The organism is Microbacterium sp. LBN7, from assembly GCF_045690345.1.
Classification (GTDB): Bacteria; Actinomycetota; Actinomycetes; order Actinomycetales; family Microbacteriaceae; genus Microbacterium.
Genome location: NZ_CP147856.1, coordinates 875,604 through 898,594, shown reverse-complemented (window position 1 = coordinate 898,594; position 22,991 = coordinate 875,604). Strand labels below are relative to the sequence as shown.

Genomic DNA, 22,991 nt, shown 5'->3' with positions numbered 1-22,991 from the left:
TGCGGATCACCCGCGCTCTCCGCGCCGCAGCGAGGGCGGCGGCCGGTGCGGGATCGGGATCGGGCGCGTGGCGCGGGATGCGTCCTGGAAGCGGCGGACCGACTCGAGGACGTCGTCGACGGACGGATAGCGCGGGGCCAGCGGGAGGTCGCGCAACCACAGCACCTCGACATCGGTCGGCGTGTCCTCGTAGATCCGGCACACGATCCGCCGGTGATCGCCGTCGGGATACTGCAGGTCGTGGATCGCCCAGGCCTCGGTGCTGACCTGGGTCAGCACGAACCGTGGGTCTGACGCCTGCTCCATCATTCTCCTGCCTGTCCTCACTGTGAAGGATGCCGGGAGCAGGAGGAGACGGGTAGCCCCTTGACAGGATCACGAGCGGATGCCGCGCCGGTCCCGCGTCAGCGGCGGGCGGGCGACGTCTCGCCGCCGCCCTCCGAGCCGGCCGGATCGCTCCCGGCATCGGTCGACGCGGCATGCGTCCGTCCGCCGCCGCGGAGCTCGGCCTCCAGCCGCTCGGCCTCCGCGCCGCTGATGGCCTCGCCGCGGGCGACGAGTCCTGCCTGGTCGGAGAGCGGGATCTGCTTGAGGAACAGCGACAGCACCAGGGCCAGCACGATGAACGGCACGAGGTACCAGAACACCGGCGCCAGCGCGTCGGCGTAGGCGGTGACGATGCCGTCCCGCACCTCGTCGGGCAGCGAGTTCAGCGTGGAGGGGTCGATCGTCGACGCGGCCTGCGATGCGGCATCCGGCGATGCCCCGGCGTCGGCGAACACGCCGAGCAGGTTCTCGGTCAGCCGTGTGGTGAAGATCGTGCCGAACACGGCGGTGCCGAGCGAGGCTCCCACCTCGCGGAAGTAGTTGTTCGTGCTGGTCGCCGTGCCGATCTCGCCCGCAGGCACCGCGTTCTGCACGACGAGCACGACCACCTGCATGATGAGCCCGAGTCCCGCCCCGAACACGAACAGGAAGACGCAGATGAGCCAGATCGGCGTGGCCGCCGAGAGCGTGGTCATCGACACCATCGCGACACCCGTGAGGATGGTGCCGACGATCGGGTAGATCCGGTACTTCCCGGTCTTCGAGATCGCGATGCCGGAGAAGATCGACGTGCCGATGAGGCCGACCATCATGGGGATCATCAGCAGACCGGATGCCGCGGCCGAGGTGCCCGACGACATCTGCAGGAACGTGGGCACGAATCCGATCGCGGCGAACATGCCGATGCCGAGGACGAGGCCGATGGCCGTCGCGTTGACGAAGATCGGGTTCCGGAACAGGCTCAGCGGGATGATCGGGTCCTGCACCCGCGACTCCGTGATGACGAAGGCGGTGGCTGCGGCGAGCAGTCCGGCGCCCCAGGCCCAGGTGGCCAGCGAGTCCCAGCCGAACTCGGCGTCGCCGCCGAAGTCGGTGAAGAAGATCAGGCACGTGGTCGCGATCGAGAGGAAGATCACGCCGAAGACGTCGATCGGCTTCTCGGCCTTCTTGCTCGGGAGCTTCAGCGCCACGAGGGCGATGATGAACGCGGCGATGCCGACCGGGATGTTGATGTAGAACGCCCACTGCCACGTCATGTGGTCGACGAAGAATCCGCCGAGGAGTGGGCCGGCGACGGCCGAGAGGCCGAACACCGCGCCGAGCGGGCCCATGTACTTGCCGCGCTCATTGGCGGGGACGATGTCGGCGATGATCGCCTGCGACAGGATCATCAGGCCGCCGCCGCCGAGGCCCTGGAGAGCGCGGAACACGACGAACATCCAGAAGTCGGTGGCGAAGGCGCAGCCGACGGATGCCAGCGTGAACAGGGCGATCGCGAGGAGGAACAGGTTCCGCCTGCCGAGCACGTCGCCGAACTTGCCGTAGATGGGCATGACGATCGTGGTCGCCAGCAGGTACGCGGTGGTGATCCAGACCTGGTGGTCGACGCCCCCGAGCTGGCCGACGATCGTCGGCATCGCCGTGGAGACGATCGTCTGATCGAGGCTGGAGAGCAGCATCCCGGCGATGAGCGCGCTGAAGATGATCCAGATGCGGCGCTTCGTGAGGAGGAAGGGCGCATCCTTCGTGGCGGTGGCGGACATTCAGTCGACTTTCTGTGTCGGTGCGTAGACGGAGCGGGCGAGTTCGAGACGTCGCGTGATGAGCGCCTCGAAGGAATCGGTCGAGTGGTGGTGCAGGAGCTGGTCCATGGACAGCCGCACGAGGGCGCCGACGGAGTGCACCATGACCTCGGCGCGCAGATCGGCATCGGCGACATCGCCCATGCGGCGCACGATCAGCTCGATGTCGCGGCGTTCGTTCTTCGCGATCTGCTCGAACGCGGCCTTCAGCAGCCGCGGCTCCTGTTCGATGATCGCGAAGAGCTCGGCGGCATCTTCGAGCGGGTTGAAGAGTCCGAAGCGGTGGATCGTCAGACCCACGAAGTCATCCAGCAGCTCGCCGTGCTCGGAGACGAACGCCTCCTCGAGGGCTTCCTGCCGGGAGTCGCTGGAGGTGAAGCCGAAGACGGCGTTCTCCTTGCTCTCGAAGTAGTTGAAGAACGTGCGCCGGGAGACCCCGACCTCGGCGCAGAGCTCCTCGACCGTGAAACCGGCGAAGCCCTGGTCTGCTGTGAGCCGCCTGGCGATCTTCGTCAGCGCGCGCGAGGTCTCCCGCTTGCGCTGCTCTCTCAGTGAATCTGCACCCTGCTCCATAGAGTGCAAGTTTGCACTCTCAAGCTTGGAGTGCACTGTGAGCCCCGCCGGCACGCTTCACAGAGAAAAGTCGGACGGATCTGTGACGATCGGCGCCCGGCATCCGTCCTAGTGGTGTCGCTGACCTGCGACCCGCACCCCGCGCGGATGCGAGACATGTACGAAGGAGCTCACCATGGCGAATGTGACGAATGCCGCTCAGGCCGGGACCCCGGCCGTCGCGCCTCATGAGGCGGTCGCGCCCGGCACGACCACGATCGAGGATGCCGTCGTCGCCAAGATCGCCGGCATCGCTGCGCGCGAGGTGAGCGGCGTGCACGCCCTCGGCGGAGGAGCCGCCCGCATGGTCGGCGCGATCCGCGATGCGCTCAACACCAGCGACCTCACGCAGGGCATCGCCGTCGAGGTCGGCGAGACACAGGTCGCCGTCGACGTGACCATCGTCGCCGAGTACCCGGTCTCCCTCCAGAAGGTCGCCGACGACGTGCGCGCTGCGATCCATCGCGCGATGGTCGACTTCGTCGGCAAGGAGGTCTCCGAGGTCAACGTCACGGTCAACGACGTGCACATCGCGACGGACGACGACTGAGTCGATGCGCGATGATCCGATCCGATGGCGCATCCGTTCCGAATCTCCTAGGGGATCGGGACGAGGAGGTGAGCAGATGGCAGACGAACGCTTTCGCAGCGCGCTCGAGCACGCCGACGACCGCATCGTGGCCGGACGCGCCATGGATGGCGACGTCGAGTCGTTCGCGGTGCTCGTCCGGCGGTACACGCCGATGATGCGCGCGTACACCCACCGGATGCTGAACGCCTCGGCCGACGTGGACGACGTGGTGCAGGAGGCGTTCGTCACCGCATGGCAGCGGTTCTCCGAGCTCGAGGATCCGTCGAAGGTCAAGAGCTGGCTGATGAGGATCGTCAGCCGCAAGGCCGTCGACCGCATCCGCGCCCTCCGACCGCTCGTCGACATCGACGACCTCGACCGCCCTGCCCCCGCGCACACCTCACCGGATGAGGTCGTGCAGGCGCGGGCCGGGATCGCGGCACTCGGGGCCGCACTGCGCGAGCTCCCGGATGCACAGCGCGAATGCTGGGTCCTCCGCGAGATGGGCGGCTACTCGTATGACGAGATCGCCGAGGAGCTCGGCATACCCGTCACGACCGCACGCGGCCTGCTGGCCCGTGCGAGGAAGTACATGATCGTACGGATGGAGGAGTGGCGATGAGCGACGACCACGGCACCCCCGACCGCCGTCGACTCGGACTCGAGCCGACCGATCTGGATGGGCACACCATCGAGGAGCTGACGGAGTACCTCGACGCCGGCAGACAGCCGCTGAACCGCTCCATCGAGGAGTCGCCGGGCTGTCAGCTGGCCCTCGATGCCCTCGAGCGTCTCCACGGACTGAGCGGCGAGCTGATCGACGCCGATGCCGCGGCGGCTCCCGAGGTCGAGGCGGGCTGGGTCGACCGGATCCTCGCGGGTATCGCGATCGATGCGCGCGCGGGCCGGAGGATCCCGCTCGGGTCGCCGGAGCCGGGCGCGGATCTCGCGATCACCGAGGGCGCGGTGCGCGGCCTCATCCGATCGGCCGAGAACGCGGTACCAGGACTGCTGCTCGGGCGCTGCCGACTCGATGGCGACGTCACGGTGCCGGGGACACCCATCCGGGTCGAGATCGAGGCGAACGTCTTCCACGGCGAACCGATCCCGCTTCTCGCGGATCGTCTCCGCGCGGAGGTCGACAGGCGACTGCGCCTGCACACAGAGCTCGACATCGTCGCGATCGACATCGCGATCCGCGACATCCAGGAGGTCTCGTCGTGAACGGAGCGGAAGCGATGACGCCGGAGGTCCGCATTGGGCTCGCGCAGGAGATCGAAGGGGCCGTGCGGGCGACGCCGGGTGTCCGGAACGTCTACCGATCCGGCTCGCTGGTCTCCAACCTGCTCCGCGCGGGAGCTGTCGCGCTCGGCGTCGGTGACGACGAACGGCCGATCGTCTCGGTCGTCGTGAGGGACGAGGGCGTCGCCGTCGAGGCCTCGCTCGGCGTCGACGTCACCGCGTCGTCGGGCGTCGTCCTGCGCGAGGCGTACGAGAGGGTCGACGCTGTGCTCCGCGCCGCGGGGCTGCAGAGGGAGAGCATCACGCTCACGGTCGTGTACGTGCAGTCGCGCGACGCCGCCTGACGCATCCTGCGACGACAGGAAGTGCCGCCCTCCTCGACAGGGGAGGGCGGCACTGCTGTCTCAGCGGCGGTGATCAGGCTGCGGCGCGCAGCCCGTCCACGAGAGGCGTGGTCGGCCGCCCGATCAGGCGCGCGAGGGTGCCGTCGGTGTCGGCGAGCGCACCGCCGCGGATGCCCGCGTCGAGGGCCACCACGAAGCCGATGGTCCCGGCATCGAGTCCCGCGGCTTCGAGCGCGGCGCTCTGCTCCTCGGCGGTGAGGGCCTGGTACGCGACCGGACGCCCCGACACCTCCGACATCGCCGCAGCGAGCTCCCCGTAGCTCCACGCGACGTCGCCGCCGAGCTCGTACACCTGACCGATGTGACCGTCTTCGAGAAGCACCACGGCTGCCGCATCCGCGAAGTCCTTCCGGCTCGCCGAGGCGACCCGTCCTTCGCCGACGCCGGCGGCGAGCACCCCGGTCTCGGCGGCACGGCGGAGATCGGCGACGTAGTTCTCGGTGTACCAGTTGTTGCGGAGGATCACGGCGGGAACACCCGACGCGGCGATGAGCTCCTCCGTCGCCTTGTGCTCGGGGGCCAGGACCAGGTCGCTCGTCGAGGCCTTCGGCGCGCTCGTGTAGACGAGCTTCGTGATGCCTGCCGTCTTCGCGGCGTCGATGACCGCCTGGTGCTGAGCGACGCGCTGACCGACTTCGGAGCCGGAGACGAGCGCGACGGAGTCGACGCCCTCCAACGCCGCCGCGATCGAGGCGGGATCCGCGTAGTCGAGGAGCACCACGCGCACGCCGAGGTCGGCGCCCTTGGCGACGTCGCGCGCGCCGGCGACGATGGACTGCGGATCGGCTCCGCGCTCGATGAGGCTGGCGATGATGAGGCGGCCGAGGTTTCCGGTGGCGCCGGTGACGAGGGTGGTCATGGGAGTCCTTTCGTGGATGACACCCTCGACAACCCCCGGAACCCCTCGGCGCATTCCATCCGGAGGGTACCCACTTTCAGGTAAGGTACCTACATGTCGGTGAGTTTCGCGCAGATCAAGGAGTCCACCCCTGCCGTCTTCGATCAGGGATGCGGCACCCGGGTCGTGCTCGACCACATCATGAGCAAATGGGGCGTGCTGATCCTCTCCTCCCTCTCCGACGGGACGCATCGATGGGGCGAGCTGCGCCGTGCGGTCGACGGCATCAGCGAGAAGATGCTCGCGTCCACTCTCCGCACGCTCGCCGACGACGGTCTCGTGCACCGCGAATCCCTGCCCACCGTGCCGCCGCACGTCGAGTACAGCCTGACTCCGCTCGGCCGCGATCTGATGGAGCGGATGCTGCCGCTGATGGAGTGGGTCGCCGACCACGCCGACGGAATGCTCGGGCGCGACTGAACCTGCGGAATCCGTCGTAGTACCCGGCATCGAAGTGCGGAATCAGTCGGTGAAAGAAAACGATTGACGCGAGAACAGCAGTGGCTCTACTGTTCTGACATGGCAGCAACGACGCCGATTCATCTGGAACGACCCGACGGCAAGGGTCTGGCTGCGGGAACACTGGGACTCTGGGGATCGACCGTCATCGGTCTGGCCTCGACGGCTCCGGTGTACTCGCTCGTCGCAACGCTCGGATTCGTGGTCCTCGCGGTGGGTGCTCAGGCGCCGATCGCGTTCATCATCGCGTTCGTGCCGATGCTGCTCATCGCCTTCGCCTACCGCGAGCTCAACAACGCGGTGCCGGACTGCGGTACGACGTTCACCTGGGGGACCAAGGCCTTCGGTCCGTGGGTCGGCTGGATGGGCGGCTGGGGAGTCGCGGTCGCCGGCATGGTGGTGCTCGCCAACCTCGCGCAGATCGCCTCGGTCTACTTCTGGTCGCTGATCGGTCAGGACCTGGAGAACAACGACTGGCGCGTCGTGCTGGTCGCCGTGCTCTTCATCGCCGCGATGACCTGGGTCAGCTGGCGCGGGGTCGAGATCGGCGAGCGCATCCAGAACATCCTGCTGGGCATCCAGTACCTCGCGCTCGCGATCTTCGTGGTCACCGCGCTCTGGCAGTTCTTCGCCGGCACGGCACCCGACCCGACGCCGTTCGACATGGCCTGGCTCAACCCGTTCGCCTTCACCGACTTCGCCGGATTCACCGAGGCCATCCTGCTCGCCCTCTTCATCTACTGGGGCTGGGACACCTGCCTCGCGCTGAACGAGGAGACGAAGGACCCGAAGCGCATCCCCGGCCGCGCCGCTCTGCTCACCACCGTCATCCTGCTGTTCACGTACGTGGGCGTGACCATCGCCGCCATGATGTACGCGGGGCTCGGCGAGACCGGCACCGGTCTCGGCAACGAGGCCAACGCCGACGACTTCTTCCTGGCCATCAAGGACGGTCTGCTCGGCCCGTTCGGGTGGGTCCTCGTGGTCGCCGTGGTCATCTCGGCGATCTCCTCCACCCAGACCACGATCCTGCCGACCGCCCGCGGCACGCTCGCGATGGGCGTCTACCGGGCGCTGCCGGCGAAGTTCAAGGACGTGCACCCCACGTACAAGACGCCGTCGTTCTCGACGATCGTCATGGGCGTCGTCGCAGTGGCCTACTACGTCGGGATGACGCTGATCAGCGACAACATCCTGCAGGACTCGATCCTCTCTCTCGGGCTCGCGATCGCCTTCTACTACGCCATCACCGGCTTCGCGTGCGTGTGGTACTTCCGCAAGGACCTGACCCGGTCGGCCCGCGACTTCTTCTTCAAGGGCCTGTTCCCGCTGCTGGGCGGCCTGATGCTGGCGTGGGCGTTCATCCAGTCCGCGATCGACATGTGGGACGTCGACTACGGCTACACCGTGCTCTTCGGCATCGGGGGCACGTTCGTGATCGGCATCGGCTCCCTCGCCATCGGACTGGTGCTCATGTTCGTCTGGTACCTGTTCCCGCGCTCGAAGCGGTTCTTCCGCGGTGAGAGCCTGAACCGCGAGACGCAGGTGATGGTGCCCGACGAGCCGAGCGTGACCATCCGCTCGATCGACGGCGGCATCTGAGCGTCACCGGGCGGCGCGGGGGTCTGCCCTAGGCTTGCTCCGTGCGCATCCGGCTCGACATCGCCTACGACGGCACCCACTTCCGCGGCTGGGCGAAGCAGCCCACGCTCCGCACGGTGCAGGGAACGCTCGAACCCGCGCTCGCCCGCATCGTCGGCTCCGATGTGCAGTTCGTCGTCGCCGGACGCACGGATGCCGGTGTGCACGCCACCGGGCAGGTGGCGCACGTCGACCTCGACGAGGCGCAGTGGGCACGGATCGAAGCCCGGCACGGTCGCGCGGCGCAGGACCCCGCCGGCTCGATCGCAGGACGCCTGCGCGGCGTGCTCGGCGCATACTCCGACGTCACGGTCACGCGGACGTCGCTCGCGCCCGAGGGCTTCGACGCCCGATTCTCCGCCGTGTGGCGTCGCTACCGCTACCGGCTCGCCGATGCGGAGGCCGGGTTCGATCCGCTGCGGCGGCTCGACACCACGAGCATCCGCGGACGACTCGACGCGCAGGCGATGGATGCCGCGGCCCGCACCCTCATCGGACTCCACGACTTCGCGGCCTACTGCAAGCCGCGCGAGGAGGCGACGACGATCCGCACCCTCCTCGACTACCGCTGGACGCGCGACGCCGACGGCGTGCTCGTGGCCGAGGTCAAGGCCGACGCGTTCTGCCACAGCATGGTGCGTGCCCTCGTGGGCGGATGCGTCGCCGTCGGAGAGGGGCGGCTCGACATCGGCGACCTCGTGGTGCTGAGGGACGCTCTGACGCGCACGAGCGAGTTCAAGGTGCTGGCGGCGCGCGGCCTGACGCTGACCGAGGTCGGCTACCCGGCCGACGAGCTGCTCGCCGCCCGCGCGGAGCAGACGCGCGCTCGCCGCGACGCCAAAGACGACGGCGCCTGACGGCATCCGTCGCCTCGGAGGTCGAGGAAGCCGTTCCCCGCGACGGCGCCGACCGACCGTAAGCTGAACCCGGCAGACCTCTTCACGGTACGACGGGGGAAACGTGACGGATCGGATCGACGCCCGGACAGGGGCCTTCGCCGCGGCCCTGCGCGCGGCGATCTCCGAGCGCGGCATCACGCTGTCACGGCTCCAGCAGGGGCTCGCCGACGACGGCAACCTCGTGTCGATGGCGACCCTCAGCTACTGGCGGTCGGGCGACCGGCAGCCGGAGGGCGCCCAGTCGCTGAGCGCGGTCGACGGCATCGAGGATCGCCTCGGACTCGCCCGCGGGCACCTGAGCTCGTTGCTCGGGCCGTCGACGCGACTCGGACCGGTGGCGCCGCCTCGGCTGCCGTTCGACGAGGAGCGTGAGAACCGGGAGACGGAGGAGACGCTGCGCGCGCTGAAGTCCTCCCCGCAGGAGGCGCTGCGCGATCTCTCCACCCATGTCACCGTGCGGGTCGGAGCGAGCGGCGCAGTCGAGAGCGTCGTGATGCGCTCGCTCGTGCAGGCCACGCAGGGCGTGATCACAGAGCTCCCGCTCGTCGACGTCGCTCCCGAGGAGACCGAGGTGATGTCGGTGATCACCGACGTCGTCGGCGGTCGCATCGACCGGGAGTACCTGCATCCCGGCCATCTTCTCTCCGGGGTGGTGATCGCGCTCGATCAGCCGATCACGACCGGCGGCACCACGCTCGTGGAGTTCACCGAGACGTTCCCGCCCGGCTATCCACCGCGCCAGTCCGCCTGGCATGCGACGTCGAGGCCCGCGCGCGAGACCCTGATCTGGGTGCGCTTCCACCCGGATGCCCTGCCTTCCTGGTGCGAGGAGTACATCGAGACCGAAGACGACTGCACGTCGTCGATGCGGCCGGTGCAGAGCGGCTCCGTGCATCTCGTGCGTCACGGATTCGGGCCGGGGGTGCTCGGCATCCGCTGGGGATACGACGAGTGATCGGAGCCGGTGCACAGCCGCGACGGGTAGCGTGGGAGGGGTCATGAAGGTCATCTCGTACAACCTCCAGAAGCACCGGGCCGCGGGCGAGCTCGCCGCTCTCGTGCGCGAGCACGACCCCGACATCCTCTGTCTGCAGGAGTGCGACGTGCCGGAGCTCCCGCCGCGGATCGGCGGACTCGTCCTCGCGGATGCCACGCACGGCAACCGGCTCGGCATCGCGCTCTTCTATCGGGAGAGCACCTATCACCTGCAGGGGATCCGCATGCTCGGGCTCAAGAAGTCCCTGCACGACCGGATCGCGAAGCCGGCGCACGAGCGCGTGCTCGGGGCGCGTCTGCGCGACATCGACGACGGTCACGACTTCATCGTGGCTTCGTTCCACGCCGCCCCCCTGACAGCGCTCAACTCCCTCCGCCGTCATCAGATCCGTGCCGCGCTCACCGAGCTCGCGACACTCGGCGAGGGGCTGCCGCAGCTCATGGTCGGGGACTACAACTACCCGATCTTCAAGGAGAATCTCGGACAGGCGGTTCGCGACCACGGGTATGCGCTGACCCTGAGCGACGACCACACCTACACGCGCTACCGCGTGTTCCGCGGGCACTACGACTTTGCCACCTCGACGGGTTTCGAGATCGAGCGCATCACCACGCTGCCCCAGGGGTCGAGCGACCATCGACCGATCCTGGTGACGGTCAAGCCGGACTGAGAGCCGCCCGCTCAGGCCGCGCCGGTGCGGAATGCCGCACGGTGCGCCGCAGGACTGACGCCGAGTCTCTGACGGAAGTGCAGACGCAGCGACACCGCGCTGCCGAAGCCGGCGAGCTCCGCGACCCTCTCGACCGTGTCGTCGCCGCTCTCGAGCAGGGTGCGAGCGAACTCGACCCTCTGGTCGAGCAGCCACTGCTGCGGACTCGTCGCGGTGCGGTCGCGGAAGCGTCGCGTGAACGTGCGCCGGGACATGTGCGTCGACGCCGCCCAGCCGTCCACATCGATGGGCGTGCCGAGGCGCTCGCGCGCCCACCGTATCGCCCCGCCGATCGGGTCGTCGGCCGACACGGCGACCACCGGAGCGGGGATGTACTGCGCCTGCGAACCCGTGCGGTGAGGCGCGAGCACCAGGGAGCGGGCCAGCGCCGCCGCCGCGACGCTCCCGTGGTCCGAGCGGACGATGTGGAGGCAGCAGTCCAGCGCTGCCGCGGCGCCGGCGGACGTCACCACGTCGCCGAGATCGGACCACAGCACGTCGTCGCGCACCCGTACCTGCGGCTCCGCGGCCGACAGCCGGTCGGCGGCGGCCCAGTGCGTCGACACCTCGCGCCCATCCGCGATGCCGGACGCGGAGACCACGATGGTTCCCAGGCAGAGCCCGACGATGCGCGCACCGCGACGGTGCGCCCTCCGCACCGCGTCGAGCAGCTCGGTCGAGGGCTCCGACCCGTGGCGCCAGCTGGGGATGACGACGAGGTCGGCCTCGTCCATCGCCTCGAGCCCGGCCTCGACCCGGATGCCGTATCCCGCCGCGGTCGGCATCGATCCGGGCTGCTCGGCGCAGACCTCGACGTCGTAGAGGCCGCTCACGCCGTCGAGCCCGGCTCCGCCGAAGACGAGCGTCGGGACGGACAGGTGGAAGGGGCTGATGTGCGGGAAGGCGAGCACCGCGACGCGAGAGCGGGAAGCGGGGGAGAGCATGGCCCGATCTTATCGGAAGTGTGCGTTCAGGCCACTGGGCCCGCGACGGAGGATGGCGGAGACTCGATCCATGACACAGATCTCTGCTCTCCTCGTCGGAGGCCCCACGCTCCACTTCACCTACGCGGGACTCGGATTCCTGACCGACCCGACCTTCGACGAGCCGGGCTCGTACGAGGGTCCGATCGTGCTCCGCAAGCTGACGGGCCCGGCGGTGCCGGCATCCGCTCTCGGTGCGATCGACGTCGTGCTGCTGTCGCACGACCAGCACGATGACAACCTCGACACGGCCGGACGGGCGCTGCTCGAGGAGGTGTCGCTCGTGCTCGGCACCGAGGAGTCGGCCACGCGCATCTCGGGCATCTCGGGCCTCGCCCCCTGGCAGCAGCACCGCGTCGGCGACGTCGTCGTCACCGCGGTGCCGGCACTGCACGGGCCCGAGGGCGCCGAGGCCCTGTCCGGTCCGGTGACGGGATTCGTGCTCGAAGCCGAGGGCCACCCCACGGTGTACGTCTCCGGCGACAACGCGTCCGTCGACCTGGTCCGCGAGATCGCCGCGCGCTTCCCCGGCATCCGGGTCGCCGTGCTCTTCGCCGGAGCCGCGAACGTGGGGCGCTTCGGAGACATCGACCTGACGCTGAACGCGCGCACCGCGCTGGAGGCGGCCGAGGTGCTCTCCTCCGCCGTCATCGTCCCGGTACACGCGGAGGGCTGGTTCCACTTCTCCGAGACCCGGGAGCGGCTCGTCGCGATGTTCGAGTACGCCGGGCAGGGCGACCGGCTCCGCGTGCTGGCGGCGGGGGAGCGCGTCGCGATCGGCTGAGGCCGGTTTGGGGGAAGGGCACCGGGTGGCGTATGCTGTCTCTTTGGTGCCCTTCTCCTCACTGCGGGGAAGATGCACTATCCGAACGTGAGCCCTCCACTGGCGTGTTCCTCCCCCTGGGGAAGAACCACCCCGGAGTGGGATTCACGAACTTCTCCGTTCGAACAAGAAAGCAGCACTATCGTGACGCGCACTTACACCCCGAAGGCCGGCGAGGTCCAGCGTGACTGGGTCGTCATCGACGCCACCGACGTCGTTCTCGGCCGCCTGGCTTCGCACGCCGCTACGCTCCTGCGTGGCAAGCACAAGCCCACCTTCGCCAACCACATCGACTCGGGTGACTTCGTCATCATCGTGAACGCCGACAAGGTCGCGCTCACCGGTCAGAAGCTCCAGAAGAAGCTGGCTTACCGTCACTCGGGCTACCCGGGCGGCCTCAAGTCGGTCACCTACGCCGAGCTCCTCGAGAAGAACCCGATCCGCGCTGTGGAGAAGGCCATCCGTGGCATGCTCCCCAAGAACAGCCTGGGCCGTCAGCAGCTGTCGAAGCTCAAGGTGTACGTCGGTGCCGAGCACCCGCACGCCGCGCAGCAGCCCCAGCCGTACACCCTCGACCAGGTCGCCCAGTAAGCGCCGTAAAGACTTAAGGACATACTCGTGGCTGACATCCAGGACACCACCGAAACCCCCCAGAACTTCTCGACGTCGACCCCCGAGACCGAAGCAGTCGAGGCGGCTCCCCGCCCCGTGCTCAGCGTCCCGGGTGCCGCTGTCGGCCGTCGCAAGCAGGCCATCGCCCGCGTGCGCATCGTCCCCGGCTCGGGAACGATCACGGTCAACGGCCGCACGATCGAGGACTACTTCCCGAACAAGCTGCACCAGCAGCTGATCAACGACCCGTTCACGGTGCTCAACCTCACCGGTGCCTACGACGTCATCGCCCGCATCTCGGGTGGTGGCCCCTCGGGTCAGGCCGGCGCGCTCCGTCTCGGCATCGCCCGTTCGCTGAACGGCATCGATGAGGAGAACAACCGCCCGACCCTCAAGAAGGCCGGCTTCCTCTCGCGCGACGCTCGCGTCAAGGAGCGCAAGAAGGCTGGTCTCAAGAAGGCCCGTAAGGCGCCTCAGTACTCGAAGCGTTAAGGTCCACTGCTCCGATGCCGATCTTTGGCACGGACGGCGTGCGAGGACTTGCCAACGGCATCCTCACCGCCGACCTGGCGCTCACCCTGGCCCAGGCGACTGCTGTCGTCCTGGGCCAGGGCCGTACTGCGGAGTCTCGCAAAGCCGAAGGCAAGCGACTCACCGCAGTTGTCGCCCGCGACCCCCGGGTCTCGGGACACTTCCTCACGGCCGCCGTGTCGGCGGGGCTCGCATCCTCGGGCGTCGATGTGCTCGAGGCGGGCGTCATCCCGACGCCGGCGCTCGCGTTCCTCGTCGCAGACCGTGACGCGGACTTCGGCGTGATGATCTCGGCGTCTCACAACGCCGCGCCCGACAACGGCATCAAGATCTTCGCGCGCGGCGGGCGCAAGCTGCCCGACGTGGTCGAGCAGCGCATCGAAGAGGCGATGTCGGGGGAGATGCTCCGCCCGACCGGCGCCGGCGTCGGCCGCATCGAGCGGTTCTCCGACGCCGAGGACCGCTACGTCCTTCACCTCCTCGGATCCCTGCCGAACCAGCTCGACGGCCTGCACGTCGTGCTGGACTGCGCCCACGGTGCCGCATCCGGTGTGTCTCCCGAGACGTTCCGCGACGCGGGCGCCGAGGTGACCGTGATCGGCGCCGACCCCGACGGCTGGAACATCAACGACGGCGTCGGCTCGACGCACCTCGACAACCTCGCGGAGGCCGTCGTGCGTCTGGGCGCCGACATCGGCATCGCCCACGACGGCGATGCGGACCGCTGCCTGGCTGTCGACGCCGAGGGCAACCACATCGACGGCGACCAGATCATGGCGATCCTGGCCGTCTCGATGAAGGAGCGCGGGCACCTCACCGATGACACGCTCGTCGCGACCGTGATGAGCAACCTCGGTCTGCACGTCGCCATGCGCGAGCACGGCATTACGGTGCGTCAGACCGCCGTCGGCGACCGCTACGTGCTCGAGGACATGAACGCGGGCGGCTACGCCCTGGGCGGCGAGCAGTCGGGTCACGTCATCATGAGCGAGTACGCGACCACGGGCGACGGACTCCTCACGGGTCTGCACCTCGTGGCCGAGATGGCGCGTCAGAAGAAGTCGATCGCCGAGCTCGCCTCGGTGATGAACGTCTACCCGCAGGTGCTCATCAACGTCCGCGACGTCGACAAGGACCGCGTGGCCGACGACGAGCACGTGCAGCAGGCCGTCCGAGAGGTCGAAGCCGAGCTCGGCGAGACCGGGCGTGTGCTGCTGCGCAAGTCCGGCACCGAGCCGCTCGTGCGCGTCATGGTGGAAGCGGCGGATGCCGAGTCGGTGCGCGAGTACGCGGATCGTCTGGCCGGCGTCGTGCAGGAGCGCCTGGCTCTCTGACACGGCCGTCTGCGGTACGACATCGAAACGCCCCCGCGCCTTCGGGCCGGGGGCGTTTCGCGCGTCTGCGGGGCTTCGCCGTGCGCTCAGGGCGCGGCGCAGATGCGGAAGTAGCCGCTGTCGGCGAGGGTCTCGGTCGTGCAGGCGAGGCCGGTGAGGCGCGGTGCGTCCTGCATCGCCACGGCGTCGAACAGGCCGACGTGCGCCCCGGTGAGGACGATCGGCGCGACGGCCGCGCCCCAGGGATCTGCGGCGAGCCACTCCACGTCGTTCTCCTCGACCCAGGCGGTGAGCGGAGCCACTCCCGCGCGCTGCTCGTCGAGCGTGATGAGGGTGCGCGGGGCGAACTGGGCCGCGACGTGTAGCACGCCGCCGGCCGCGATGACGAGCGCCAGAGCGGATGCCGCCACGACACCGGCGATCCGCACGGCCCTGCCCCGCGGCATCCGCACGACGGCCCAGACCGCGACCGCCGCGATGATCGGGAAGAACGCGAAGATGCCGGGAGCCGGATGCCGCACCCAGAGCGGCAGCCGCGACGCGGTCGCCCACCAGCCGACGAAGGCGAGCGCGCCGACGAACGCCGCCAGCGCGTAGGCGATCACGACGCGCTCCTCAGAGGTGGCCGAGCGCCAGCGGAGGACGATCCCTGTGGCGGCGAGTCCGATCGCGATGACCGCTCCGATGGCCGCGATCACTCCGGGCAGCGACCAGGAGTCCGCGAGCGCGCCGAGCTTCTGGATGATGGAGGTCGCCGCGTCTCCCTGCCCGCCGCTGCGGACGAAGTTCACGAGGTTGCGCAGATGCTCGACGAATCCGGTGGCGCCCAGGGAGATGAGCGCCGCCAGCTCGAACACGAGCGTCGGCACGGCGACGAGGAGGAGGGGGAGCCAGGCGCGTCGCAGCAGATCGCGCAGGCGCGCCCAGCCCGTGCCGTCCGACAGGACCCAGAGGGCGACCGCGAACGCGGGGAGGGCGAGCAGCACGATGAGCTTGGCCTGGATGGCGAGTCCGACGAGGAGTCCCGCCAGCCAGGCGCGCCGCGGCAGCACGATCAGCGCCCAGACGAGGAGCGCGGCGGCCGGGATCTCGCCGAGCAGGTCGCCCGGCCCCTGGATCGGTGAGACGCCGGCTCCGGCCGTGAACGCGAGCGGCACCGCGACGGCGAGCAGCGCCGCCCACCGCCCGGCGATCCTCCGACCGATGACGGCGAGCCCGGCGAGCAGCAGCACCCAGTACGCGAGGGGGACCAGGCGCGCGGCCAGCACGGGGTCGATGCCCGTGGCGAGCAGCAGGGCGACCGGCAGCAGCACGACAGGCCCCGTGGAGATGCGCGGATCGAACGGCGTGATGGTCGAACCGGAGAGGGCGCCGTCGCTCGAATAGCCGAGACCGGCGAGCAGATTGCGGGGGACGGTGAGGTTGAACGCCTCGTCCTCCCAGAAGCGCCAGACCACGAGGCTGTGCCACGCGACGATCACGTGTCCGATCAGCAGAGCGGCCGCGACCGCCCAGAACAGGATCGTGCGCGTGCGGGTCATCGCGAGACGGGCTCCGGCCGACGGATGCCGCGCAGCGGCGCCGAGGGGCGCAGGGAGAGCGTCCAGGCTTCGCCCAGCGCGGTGCGCACGAAGGCACGCAGGCGCTTGGGCGGCAGGCTGACACCGTTGCCGCGACCCCACATCGTGCCCGTGGTGGATGCGCCGCGACGCGGGATGCTGGCGACCCGCAGGTAGCGCACCGTGAAGCCGGCGCGGGCTTCGGCCAGAGAGAAGTGCACATGCGGCACCGTCGCATCGGCGGGGATCGCGTCGATCAGAGTCTGCAGGGCGTCGGGGCGGTACGCCCGCAGCGGAGTGTTGACATCGGGGATGCGGCGGCCGGCAGCGAGGGCGATCAGCAGGCCGACGGCCGAGGTGAGGACCTTCCGGTACCAGGGGTCGGTGCGCCCGTCGCGGACGCCGTGCACGACATCGGCATCCGCCTGGTCCAGGGCGGCGAGCAGACGGGGGAAGTCGCGGCCGTAGAACTGCCCGTCGCCGTCGACGTGGATGAGCACGGTCGGGTCGGCGGCGAGCCCTGCCCGGTAGGCGGCGAGGGCGGTGGGGCCGTGCCCGCGGTTCACCGGCTGCACGTCGACCGTCACGTCGGCGACGTCGTCGAACACCGACGCCGTGGCATCCGTCGACCGGTCGTCGGCGATGTGGAACGTGACGCGGTCGGCCAGGGGGGCCACGGATTCCCTGATCTCGTCGATGAAGCCACGGATGCCCTCGGCCTCGTTGTAGGCGGGCATGACGATGGCGAGATGGGTGAGTGTCACAGGGGTCCTAGGGGTGGCCGGGCGCAGGGCATTCTGCAAGTAGCCTAGTTGAGCCATGAATCCTCCCTCCCGACTGCGCCGCTTCGTCGGCGTCGGCAGCCGCTTCCTCGTCGTCGGGGCGCTCAGCACCCTCATCGAGATCGGGGTCTTCAACCTTCTCGTCTACGTGTGGGGCTGGGACGTCGTCGCCGCCAAGATCGCCGCGTCACTGGTCGCGCTGATCAACGCCTACATCGGGAACCGCGAGTGGACGTTCCGCCACCGCGACCGCCGGGGCCGCATCGCCGAGGTCGCGCTGTTCCTCGCGACCAATGCGGTGTGCACGGCCATCGGCGCCGCGCTCGTCTGGGTCGGTGTCGAGCTGGTGGCCGCGTCGCTCGGACGCACGCCCGGCGCGTTCGCCGTCAACGTCGTGAACCTCGTGAGCATCGTGATCGTCGTGCTGCTGCGCTTCGTCCTGTACCACTGGGTCGTGTTCCGGGTGAAGCGCTGACGCTGCCACGGGAGCGGTCAGCCGAGAGCCTGGCGGACGCGCGAGACCAGGTCGGCGGGGCGGCCCACGAGATCAGCGGTCACCTCGATCACTGTCCACCCCGCGGCCCGTAGACGGGCGATGCGCTCGACGTCGCGCGCATACGTCGAGCTGTGCCAGATGCCGTGATACTCGACGGCGACCTTCATTCGCGGGTAGGCCATGTCGGCGCAGCCGAGGAATCGGCCGTCGTCGTCGAACACGTCGATGTTGAGTTCCGGCTCCGCAAGCCCCGCCTCGACCAGGATGCAGCGCACCTGGCTCTCGCGCGGCGACCAGGAGTCGGTGCGCACGAGTGCGAGCGCCTCTCGCAGACGGCGGACGCCGACGCGTCGACCGGATGCCGTGGCTGCGCGCAACCGAGCCGGAGTCGTGAGCGGCTGCCGGTCGGTGCGAGGGCGACCGTACCCCGGCCGCCACACGCGGCAGAAGTAGTCCCCCAGGGCGACGAGGTCGTGCAGGGGCAGAGTGCCGAGACTCGCCCAAGTACTGGCCGGAGTGGTGACGCGCAGTCCTTCCAGAGTGCAGACCGCGGTCGTCGCGGGGCGCATACGATGCCCCGTCACCCCTGCGAGGCGCGGCAGCGAGCCGGTGCCGAAGACCCCGACATGCACGGGCAAGTCATCGCCGTCTTCTCCGAGGCGCCGGAAGAGCGGGAGGGGAGCACCCCACAGTGCTGCAGCGGTCTCGAGGGCGAAGAAGTGCTCCGGGTGCATCCGCGGCGCGTACCCGTGCGCGTCGGCGCGGCGCTGCAACTGCTCGGCCCGGTGAGGTCCGGTCATCGGGCCGATGTCGGTCGCGGCATCCGTCGTCTCGAGCGCGGACGCGCGTCGACGCGTCCCGCGGAACGGCGACTCCAGGTCGCTCGCGCGCAATCGGCTCCGCAGCACGCCCTCCTCCCGTGCCGTGGACACGCTGAAGTGCTGTCCGAGCGACGGCGGCAGCTCTCCGATCCGGGTCATGCCCCCAGCATCCGCCGCCGTTTCTCTCCGCGCCCCGTTCCTCCACAGGCAGAACGATGCTCCCGTGGCACTTGTGGTGGGTACTCCGGCCGAACACCCACCACAACTGCCACGGGAGCGTCGAAAGCGCCGCGGCAGGGGAGGAGAAGTCAGGCGGAGGTCTTGGCGCGCTTGCGCTTCTTCGGGCTCGCGTCCTCGGGATGGGTCGCGCCGTAGGTGTAGGCACCGTACCCGTAGCTGTCCGGGCCCTTTGTCGGCAGCATCGTGACGACCACGCCCAGCAGGTTGACGCCGGCGGTCTCGAGCGAGCGCACCGCGCCCTCGAGCTCCTGCTTCTTCGTCTTGCCGGATGCTGCGGCGACGATGACTCCGCGGGTCTTGGCGCCGACGACCGCGGCGTCGGTCACGAGCAGGAGCGGCGGCGCGTCGATGAGCACGTAGTCGAAGTACTCGCCGAGGGGTGCCAGCACCTGGTCCATCGCGGCGGAGCCCAGCATCTCGCTCGGGTTCGGCGGCACCTGCCCGCTCGGCAGCACGTACAGGTCGTTCGTGCCCCACTTCTGCAGGGCGTCGGCCACGTCGATGCGCCCGATGAGCACGTCGGTCAGCCCGACGCTGCCTTCGATGTCCATGTAGTCGGCGACGCGCGGCAGGCGCAGGTCGCCGTCGACGAGGGCGACGCGCGCACCGGTCTCGGCCAGCGCGATCGCGAGGTTGGCGGTCGTCGTCGACTTGCCCTCACCGGGGCCGGCACTGGAGATCACGAAGATCCGCGGTCCCGCGTCGACGTTCAGGAACTGCAGGTTGGTGCGAAGGCTGCGGAACGACTCGGCGCGGGGGCTGCGCGGGTCGGCGTGCACGATCAGCGGACGCTTGGTCGCCTCCGGGTCGAAGGCGATGCCGCCGAGCACGGGGCGGTCGGTGAGGGTCTCGATGTCGTGCAGAGTGTGGATGCGGTTGTCGAGCACGGTCCGCAGCGTCGCGATCGCGATGCCCACGGCCAGGCCGATGATGCCGCCGAGGATGATGAGCATCCGCACATTCGGGCTGGTCGGCTGCGTCGGAGTGACGGCCGGTTCGGTCACGGTGATCTGCACCGGGCTGACGGCGCCTTCGACGGCGGGCTGCTCGAGCGTCTCCTGGACCGCGTCCTGGAAGCTCGAGGCGACCGTGTTGGCGATCTCCGCCGCCTGCCCGGCCTCTCCGTCGGTGACGGTGATGTCGATCAGCACGGTGTTGAGCGGGGTCGTGGCCGTCACCCGGCCGCTGAGGTCTGCGACGCTGTCGTCGAGGCCGAGTTCGTCGATGACGGGTTCGAGCACGAGCGCCGTGCTGACGACGTCGACGTAGCTGGTGACCATCTGACGCGCGAAGGTGGTGCCCTGCACGAGGTCACCGGTGGCGGCGCCCTCGGTGTGGACCGAGACGTACAGCTGGGTGGACGCCACGTACTTGGGCTGCTGGAGCGCGGCGTAACCCGCGCCGCCGGCCAGCCCGAGGATCAGCAGGATGACGATCAGGATCCAGTTGCGGTGCAGGATACGCACATAGTCGCGAAGTTCCACGCGGCAGATTCCCCCTGTTGTGTGCGGTCCCCGTCTGCTGAGACGAGCCGCATGACGATTCTCGACATTGTTTCATGGCGCGCGTCGCCCTCCGGCACCGCGCGTCGCGCGTCAGGTGCTGACGCGCTCGGCCTCCGAGCCGTACGGATTCTTCTCGGCACCGCGCACCGGCACCTTCGTGACGACGGTGCCGAGCACGCGGGCGTCGACGGCTTCGATGCTCTTCGCGGCGTCGGAGAGACGCGTGGCGTGGGTCGATCCGGATGCCGCGACGAGGATGGCCCCGGTGGCCACGCGGGCGATGACGGCGGCATCCGTCACGAGCAGCAGCGGCGGGGCATCGATGATCACGACGTCGAACGCGGCCGTCAGCGCCTCGACGAGCTGCGCCATCGCGCGGGAGCCCAGGAGCTCCGCCGGATTCGGCGGGACGGTCCCGGCGGGGAGGAGGAACAGCGCGCTGCGTCCCCAGGGCTGGATCACGTCGTTCAGCTCGACGCGACCCGCCAGCACGTCGCTCAGACCGATCCCGCCTTCGATGCCGAAGTACTCGGCGACGCGCGGGAGGCGCAGATCGCCGTCGACGAGCGCGACGCGGTGCCCGGCATCCGCGAAGGCGAGGGCCAGGTTGCCTGCTGTCGTCGACTTGCCCTCACCGGGGCCGGAGCTGGTGATGACGAACACGCCCTGACCCTCGGTGAAGAGGAAGCGCACGTTGGTGCGCAGGGCGCGGAACGCCTCGGCCCTGAGGCCGTGGGGAGCCGAGCTGACGGCGAGCGGGTGGTCGCCGGTGTCGGCATCCAGGGGGATCTGCCCGAGCACGGGCACCGCGACGGCGGCCTCGACATCGGATGCCGTGCGCACCCGCTGGTCGAGCGTCGCACGCAGGAGCGCGATCCCGATGCCGGCGGCGAGACCGATGATCCCACCGAGGGTGAGCGACAGCTGCATGTTGGGCGCGACGGCCGTGGTCGGGACCTGTGCGGCCTGGAGGGTCACGAGACGCACGGAATACGCGGTCTGCTGCTCGCGCTTCTCGAGGGTCTCGGTGACGACCGTCGTGAAGCTCTCGCTCACCGCGTTCGCGATGCGCGCGGCCTGGCCGGGGTTGCCGTGCTCGACGCTGATCGTGATGATCGCGCTGTTGAGTGCGGCACTCGTCTGGATGCGACCGGCGAGACCGGCGGGCGTGGTCGACAGGTTCAGGTCCTCGATCACGGGCTCGAGCACCAGCGTGCTGGTGAGGATCGCGCGGTAGGTGCCCACCGTCTGCATCGCATAGCTGGTGGCGAGCGCCCGCTCGGCGGGGGTCGCGGTGTCGCTGACCTGCACCGTGACCATGACGTCGGCCGAGGCCTCGAATCGCTGCGGGGTGAGCATCGCGACGAGCGCGCCGGTCGAGAGCCCGATGACCGCGCCGGCGATGATCAGGATGATCTGCCGTCGCAGGACTCGGACGTAGTCGTGGAACTCCATGGCTCTCCCGGTCGGTACGGCGCGGATCGACGGTATCGTCTTCTGAGACTACCGATTCCTATGAAGGCACCATGACTGGTCTGAGCGAACTCTTCCCGAACGGCCCGCGCGACGGTGCGTCCGGGCGCGCGCCGCTGGACGACCATCACACGGTCCGGCGCCTGCGGGAGATGATCGGCGAGCCCCGCGACACGCGCGGCCCCGTGCGGCCGCTGGCGGACACGAACGAACTGATGCGCCGGGTCGAGGTCGCCGCGCAGAACGCCGCGCCGATCGCGGCCGGGTCTGCGGATGCCGGGCGTCCCGCGAAGCGCTCCCGTCGGCGCTGGGATCCGCTGGCCACGTCGGTCGGTGCGCTCGCCGTCGTCGCCGTGGTCGCGGCAGCGGCGGTCGGCGGCGTGCAGATGGCGACCGCGAGTCCGGCGGCGAGCTCGCTCGTGTCGCTCGAGGCGGATGAGGCGACGCTCCAGAACGCGCATCAGGCGCTGATGTCGACGAGGAACCGCATCGTCGCCGACATCGAGACGCAGACGGCGGCCGCAGCATCCCTGCGCAGCGCGCTGGTGTCGACGAGTACCGCGCCGGATCCGGCATCCGACGGCGGCGGCGTGATCGCGGTGACCGATCCCGCGGCGCTGGCGTCTGCCGTCGCGGCGGTCGACGTCTATGCAGCGGGCCTCGCGGCGATCACGGTGCCGAAGCTGCCCGCGGAGTACCGCCGCGGCGACATCGACGAGGAGTCGCTGGAAGACGTGGGAAGCGCGATCGACCGCGCGCAGGAGAAGCTCGTCGCACTCGACGGCGCGACCACCGAGATGCGGTCGATCCGCACGCAGTTCGACGCGCTCCGCCCTCCCGCGGACGCCGCGGTGGCGGCCTATGCGGCGAGCTTCGCCGGCGCGGCGGAGGCCGCGAAGTCGGCCTATCCCGAGGCGGACGAGGCGCTGAAGGCCCGACTGTCGGAGGCTGCGGCCCGCATCGGCGCGACCGGGCTCTGGGGTCCCGGGGGTGCCACGGCGCTCCAGGGGTACCACGATGCGTTCGTCGCCGTGGTCGCCGACCAGGCGCGCATGGATGCCGAGCAGGAGCAGGAGCAGAGCTCGCGCCAGACCGCCCGGCGACCCGTGACCGAGGAGACCGCGCCACCGGCGGATCCGACCACTCCGACGGACCCGCCCGCGCCGGAGACCCCGGTCGATCCCGAGACGCCGCCCGAGGGCGAAGGGACGCCATAGTTCACGGACCTGCTCAATACCTGTGAGAACATATCTCCAGGGGAGTGAGTAAGT

Annotated in this window: 25 protein-coding genes; 15 read left to right on the top strand and 10 right to left on the bottom strand. The window is 69.7% G+C overall.

Annotated elements, in window-relative coordinates; genetic code table 11:
* Window positions 1-6 precede the first annotated feature (6 nt).
* From LBN7_RS04290 to LBN7_RS04280, 3 genes are all read right to left on the bottom strand, one after another.
* Complete coding sequence (locus LBN7_RS04290) at window positions 7-306, bottom strand: hypothetical protein (protein ID WP_116634510.1); 300 nt, start codon at window positions 304-306, stop codon at window positions 7-9.
* 98 nt (window positions 307-404) lie between these two features.
* Window positions 405-2,090, bottom strand: coding sequence for an MDR family MFS transporter (locus tag LBN7_RS04285; RefSeq protein ID WP_407361046.1), 1,686 nt, complete (start codon window positions 2,088-2,090; stop codon window positions 405-407).
* Window positions 2,091-2,702, bottom strand: a complete 612-nt coding sequence (locus LBN7_RS04280) for a TetR/AcrR family transcriptional regulator (RefSeq protein ID WP_407361045.1) — start codon at window positions 2,700-2,702, stop codon at window positions 2,091-2,093. It lies immediately after the preceding gene.
* A 175-nt stretch (window positions 2,703-2,877) separates the two neighbouring features.
* Between LBN7_RS04280 and LBN7_RS04275 the strand changes: the two genes are divergently transcribed.
* The 4 genes from LBN7_RS04275 to LBN7_RS04260 all read left to right on the top strand — a co-directional run bounded on the left by LBN7_RS04275 (window position 2,878) and on the right by LBN7_RS04260 (window position 4,898).
* Complete coding sequence (locus LBN7_RS04275; protein WP_116634512.1) at window positions 2,878-3,291, top strand: Asp23/Gls24 family envelope stress response protein; 414 nt, start codon at window positions 2,878-2,880, stop codon at window positions 3,289-3,291.
* Window positions 3,292-3,367: 76 nt separating this feature from the next.
* The gene (locus LBN7_RS04270; RefSeq protein WP_407361044.1) at window positions 3,368-3,934 is read left to right on the top strand and encodes an RNA polymerase sigma factor; all 567 of its coding nucleotides are present in this window, start codon (window positions 3,368-3,370) and stop codon (window positions 3,932-3,934) included.
* A complete protein-coding gene (locus LBN7_RS04265) occupies window positions 3,931-4,536 on the top strand; it encodes a hypothetical protein (protein WP_407361043.1) in 606 nt (201 codons plus the stop codon). The genes LBN7_RS04270 and LBN7_RS04265 overlap by 4 nt, the downstream gene beginning before the upstream one ends.
* On the top strand, window positions 4,533-4,898 hold the full coding sequence (locus tag LBN7_RS04260) for a hypothetical protein (protein WP_407361042.1): 366 nt from the start codon (window positions 4,533-4,535) through the stop codon (window positions 4,896-4,898). The genes LBN7_RS04265 and LBN7_RS04260 overlap by 4 nt, the downstream gene beginning before the upstream one ends.
* A 73-nt stretch (window positions 4,899-4,971) precedes the next feature.
* Here LBN7_RS04260 and LBN7_RS04255 read toward each other — a convergent pair whose 3' ends face one another.
* Entirely contained in the window at window positions 4,972-5,817 is an 846-nt protein-coding gene (locus LBN7_RS04255) for an SDR family oxidoreductase (protein ID WP_407361041.1), read from the bottom strand.
* A gap of 93 nt (window positions 5,818-5,910) precedes the next feature.
* Between LBN7_RS04255 and LBN7_RS04250 the strand changes: the two genes are divergently transcribed.
* From LBN7_RS04250 to LBN7_RS04230, 5 genes are all read left to right on the top strand, one after another.
* Window positions 5,911-6,276 (top strand): helix-turn-helix domain-containing protein, encoded by a 366-nt coding sequence (locus tag LBN7_RS04250; RefSeq protein ID WP_116634516.1) that lies wholly within the window; start codon window positions 5,911-5,913, stop codon window positions 6,274-6,276.
* A 99-nt stretch (window positions 6,277-6,375) separates the two neighbouring features.
* The gene (locus LBN7_RS04245) at window positions 6,376-7,917 is read left to right on the top strand and encodes an APC family permease (RefSeq protein WP_116634517.1); all 1,542 of its coding nucleotides are present in this window, start codon (window positions 6,376-6,378) and stop codon (window positions 7,915-7,917) included.
* Between the two features lie 41 nt (window positions 7,918-7,958).
* Window positions 7,959-8,813 (top strand): tRNA pseudouridine(38-40) synthase TruA, encoded by an 855-nt coding sequence (truA, locus tag LBN7_RS04240; protein WP_341946186.1) that lies wholly within the window; start codon window positions 7,959-7,961, stop codon window positions 8,811-8,813.
* Between the two features lie 103 nt (window positions 8,814-8,916).
* Window positions 8,917-9,810, top strand: a complete 894-nt coding sequence (locus LBN7_RS04235) for a hypothetical protein (RefSeq protein ID WP_116634519.1) — start codon at window positions 8,917-8,919, stop codon at window positions 9,808-9,810.
* A gap of 43 nt (window positions 9,811-9,853) precedes the next feature.
* Window positions 9,854-10,522, top strand: a complete 669-nt coding sequence (locus tag LBN7_RS04230) for an endonuclease/exonuclease/phosphatase family protein (protein WP_116634520.1) — start codon at window positions 9,854-9,856, stop codon at window positions 10,520-10,522.
* An 11-nt stretch (window positions 10,523-10,533) separates the two neighbouring features.
* On the opposite strand, the gene LBN7_RS04225 is transcribed toward LBN7_RS04230, so the two are convergent.
* Window positions 10,534-11,505, bottom strand: a complete 972-nt coding sequence (locus tag LBN7_RS04225; protein ID WP_407361040.1) for a GlxA family transcriptional regulator — start codon at window positions 11,503-11,505, stop codon at window positions 10,534-10,536.
* A gap of 70 nt (window positions 11,506-11,575) precedes the next feature.
* On the opposite strand from LBN7_RS04225, the gene LBN7_RS04220 reads away from it, so the two are divergent.
* The 4 genes from LBN7_RS04220 (at window position 11,576) to glmM (ending at window position 14,844) form a co-directional block, all read left to right on the top strand.
* A complete protein-coding gene (locus tag LBN7_RS04220) occupies window positions 11,576-12,328 on the top strand; it encodes an MBL fold metallo-hydrolase (protein ID WP_407361039.1) in 753 nt (250 codons plus the stop codon).
* Window positions 12,329-12,511: 183 nt separating this feature from the next.
* Window positions 12,512-12,958 (top strand): 50S ribosomal protein L13, encoded by a 447-nt coding sequence (rplM, locus tag LBN7_RS04215; protein ID WP_116634523.1) that lies wholly within the window; start codon window positions 12,512-12,514, stop codon window positions 12,956-12,958.
* A gap of 27 nt (window positions 12,959-12,985) precedes the next feature.
* Window positions 12,986-13,471, top strand: coding sequence for a 30S ribosomal protein S9 (gene rpsI, locus LBN7_RS04210; protein ID WP_046012472.1), 486 nt, complete (start codon window positions 12,986-12,988; stop codon window positions 13,469-13,471).
* Between the two features lie 14 nt (window positions 13,472-13,485).
* Complete coding sequence (gene glmM / locus LBN7_RS04205) at window positions 13,486-14,844, top strand: phosphoglucosamine mutase (protein ID WP_116634524.1); 1,359 nt, start codon at window positions 13,486-13,488, stop codon at window positions 14,842-14,844.
* 86 nt (window positions 14,845-14,930) lie between these two features.
* On the opposite strand, the gene LBN7_RS04200 is transcribed toward glmM, so the two are convergent.
* Together LBN7_RS04200 and LBN7_RS04195 are read right to left on the bottom strand one after the other, a co-directional pair.
* Window positions 14,931-16,385, bottom strand: coding sequence for a hypothetical protein (locus LBN7_RS04200; RefSeq protein WP_407361038.1), 1,455 nt, complete (start codon window positions 16,383-16,385; stop codon window positions 14,931-14,933).
* A complete protein-coding gene (locus LBN7_RS04195; RefSeq protein WP_407361037.1) occupies window positions 16,382-17,167 on the bottom strand; it encodes a glycosyltransferase family 2 protein in 786 nt (261 codons plus the stop codon). The genes LBN7_RS04200 and LBN7_RS04195 overlap by 4 nt, the downstream gene beginning before the upstream one ends.
* 55 nt (window positions 17,168-17,222) lie before the next feature.
* Here LBN7_RS04195 and LBN7_RS04190 point away from each other — a divergent pair, with 55 nt between their 5' ends.
* The gene (locus LBN7_RS04190) at window positions 17,223-17,660 is read left to right on the top strand and encodes a GtrA family protein (protein WP_341946179.1); all 438 of its coding nucleotides are present in this window, start codon (window positions 17,223-17,225) and stop codon (window positions 17,658-17,660) included.
* A gap of 17 nt (window positions 17,661-17,677) precedes the next feature.
* Here LBN7_RS04190 and LBN7_RS04185 read toward each other — a convergent pair whose 3' ends face one another.
* The 3 genes from LBN7_RS04185 to LBN7_RS04175 form a co-directional block, all read right to left on the bottom strand.
* A complete protein-coding gene (locus LBN7_RS04185) occupies window positions 17,678-18,661 on the bottom strand; it encodes a hypothetical protein (RefSeq protein ID WP_407361036.1) in 984 nt (327 codons plus the stop codon).
* A 149-nt stretch (window positions 18,662-18,810) separates the two neighbouring features.
* Window positions 18,811-20,226, bottom strand: a complete 1,416-nt coding sequence (locus LBN7_RS04180; RefSeq protein ID WP_407361035.1) for a polysaccharide biosynthesis tyrosine autokinase — start codon at window positions 20,224-20,226, stop codon at window positions 18,811-18,813.
* 111 nt (window positions 20,227-20,337) lie between these two features.
* Window positions 20,338-21,702 (bottom strand): polysaccharide biosynthesis tyrosine autokinase, encoded by a 1,365-nt coding sequence (locus LBN7_RS04175; RefSeq protein WP_407361034.1) that lies wholly within the window; start codon window positions 21,700-21,702, stop codon window positions 20,338-20,340.
* A gap of 71 nt (window positions 21,703-21,773) precedes the next feature.
* Here LBN7_RS04175 and LBN7_RS04170 point away from each other — a divergent pair, with 71 nt between their 5' ends.
* On the top strand, window positions 21,774-22,937 hold the full coding sequence (locus LBN7_RS04170) for a hypothetical protein (RefSeq protein ID WP_407361033.1): 1,164 nt from the start codon (window positions 21,774-21,776) through the stop codon (window positions 22,935-22,937).
* Window positions 22,938-22,991: the final 54 nt, after the last annotated feature.

What these genes read in the sequence shown, in the direction of transcription:
- LBN7_RS04290 (WP_116634510.1), bottom strand. Translation starts at nt 306, where the DNA reads ATGGAGCAGGCGTCAGACCCACGGTTCGTGCTGACCCAGGTCAGCACC.
- LBN7_RS04285 (WP_407361046.1), bottom strand. Translation starts at nt 2,090, where the DNA reads ATGTCCGCCACCGCCACGAAGGATGCGCCCTTCCTCCTCACGAAGCGC.
- LBN7_RS04280 (WP_407361045.1), bottom strand. Translation starts at nt 2,702, where the DNA reads ATGGAGCAGGGTGCAGATTCACTGAGAGAGCAGCGCAAGCGGGAGACC.
- LBN7_RS04275 (WP_116634512.1), top strand. Translation starts at nt 2,878, where the DNA reads ATGGCGAATGTGACGAATGCCGCTCAGGCCGGGACCCCGGCCGTCGCG.
- LBN7_RS04270 (WP_407361044.1), top strand. Translation starts at nt 3,368, where the DNA reads ATGGCAGACGAACGCTTTCGCAGCGCGCTCGAGCACGCCGACGACCGC.
- LBN7_RS04265 (WP_407361043.1), top strand. Translation starts at nt 3,931, where the DNA reads ATGAGCGACGACCACGGCACCCCCGACCGCCGTCGACTCGGACTCGAG.
- LBN7_RS04255 (WP_407361041.1), bottom strand. Translation starts at nt 5,817, where the DNA reads ATGACCACCCTCGTCACCGGCGCCACCGGAAACCTCGGCCGCCTCATC.
- LBN7_RS04250 (WP_116634516.1), top strand. Translation starts at nt 5,911, where the DNA reads ATGTCGGTGAGTTTCGCGCAGATCAAGGAGTCCACCCCTGCCGTCTTC.
- LBN7_RS04245 (WP_116634517.1), top strand. Translation starts at nt 6,376, where the DNA reads ATGGCAGCAACGACGCCGATTCATCTGGAACGACCCGACGGCAAGGGT.
- LBN7_RS04230 (WP_116634520.1), top strand. Translation starts at nt 9,854, where the DNA reads ATGAAGGTCATCTCGTACAACCTCCAGAAGCACCGGGCCGCGGGCGAG.
- LBN7_RS04225 (WP_407361040.1), bottom strand. Translation starts at nt 11,505, where the DNA reads ATGCTCTCCCCCGCTTCCCGCTCTCGCGTCGCGGTGCTCGCCTTCCCG.
- LBN7_RS04220 (WP_407361039.1), top strand. Translation starts at nt 11,576, where the DNA reads ATGACACAGATCTCTGCTCTCCTCGTCGGAGGCCCCACGCTCCACTTC.
- glmM (WP_116634524.1), top strand. Translation starts at nt 13,486, where the DNA reads ATGCCGATCTTTGGCACGGACGGCGTGCGAGGACTTGCCAACGGCATC.
- LBN7_RS04200 (WP_407361038.1), bottom strand. Translation starts at nt 16,385, where the DNA reads ATGACCCGCACGCGCACGATCCTGTTCTGGGCGGTCGCGGCCGCTCTG.
- LBN7_RS04190 (WP_341946179.1), top strand. Translation starts at nt 17,223, where the DNA reads ATGAATCCTCCCTCCCGACTGCGCCGCTTCGTCGGCGTCGGCAGCCGC.
- LBN7_RS04185 (WP_407361036.1), bottom strand. Translation starts at nt 18,661, where the DNA reads ATGACCCGGATCGGAGAGCTGCCGCCGTCGCTCGGACAGCACTTCAGC.
- LBN7_RS04175 (WP_407361034.1), bottom strand. Translation starts at nt 21,702, where the DNA reads ATGGAGTTCCACGACTACGTCCGAGTCCTGCGACGGCAGATCATCCTG.
- LBN7_RS04170 (WP_407361033.1), top strand. Translation starts at nt 21,774, where the DNA reads ATGACTGGTCTGAGCGAACTCTTCCCGAACGGCCCGCGCGACGGTGCG.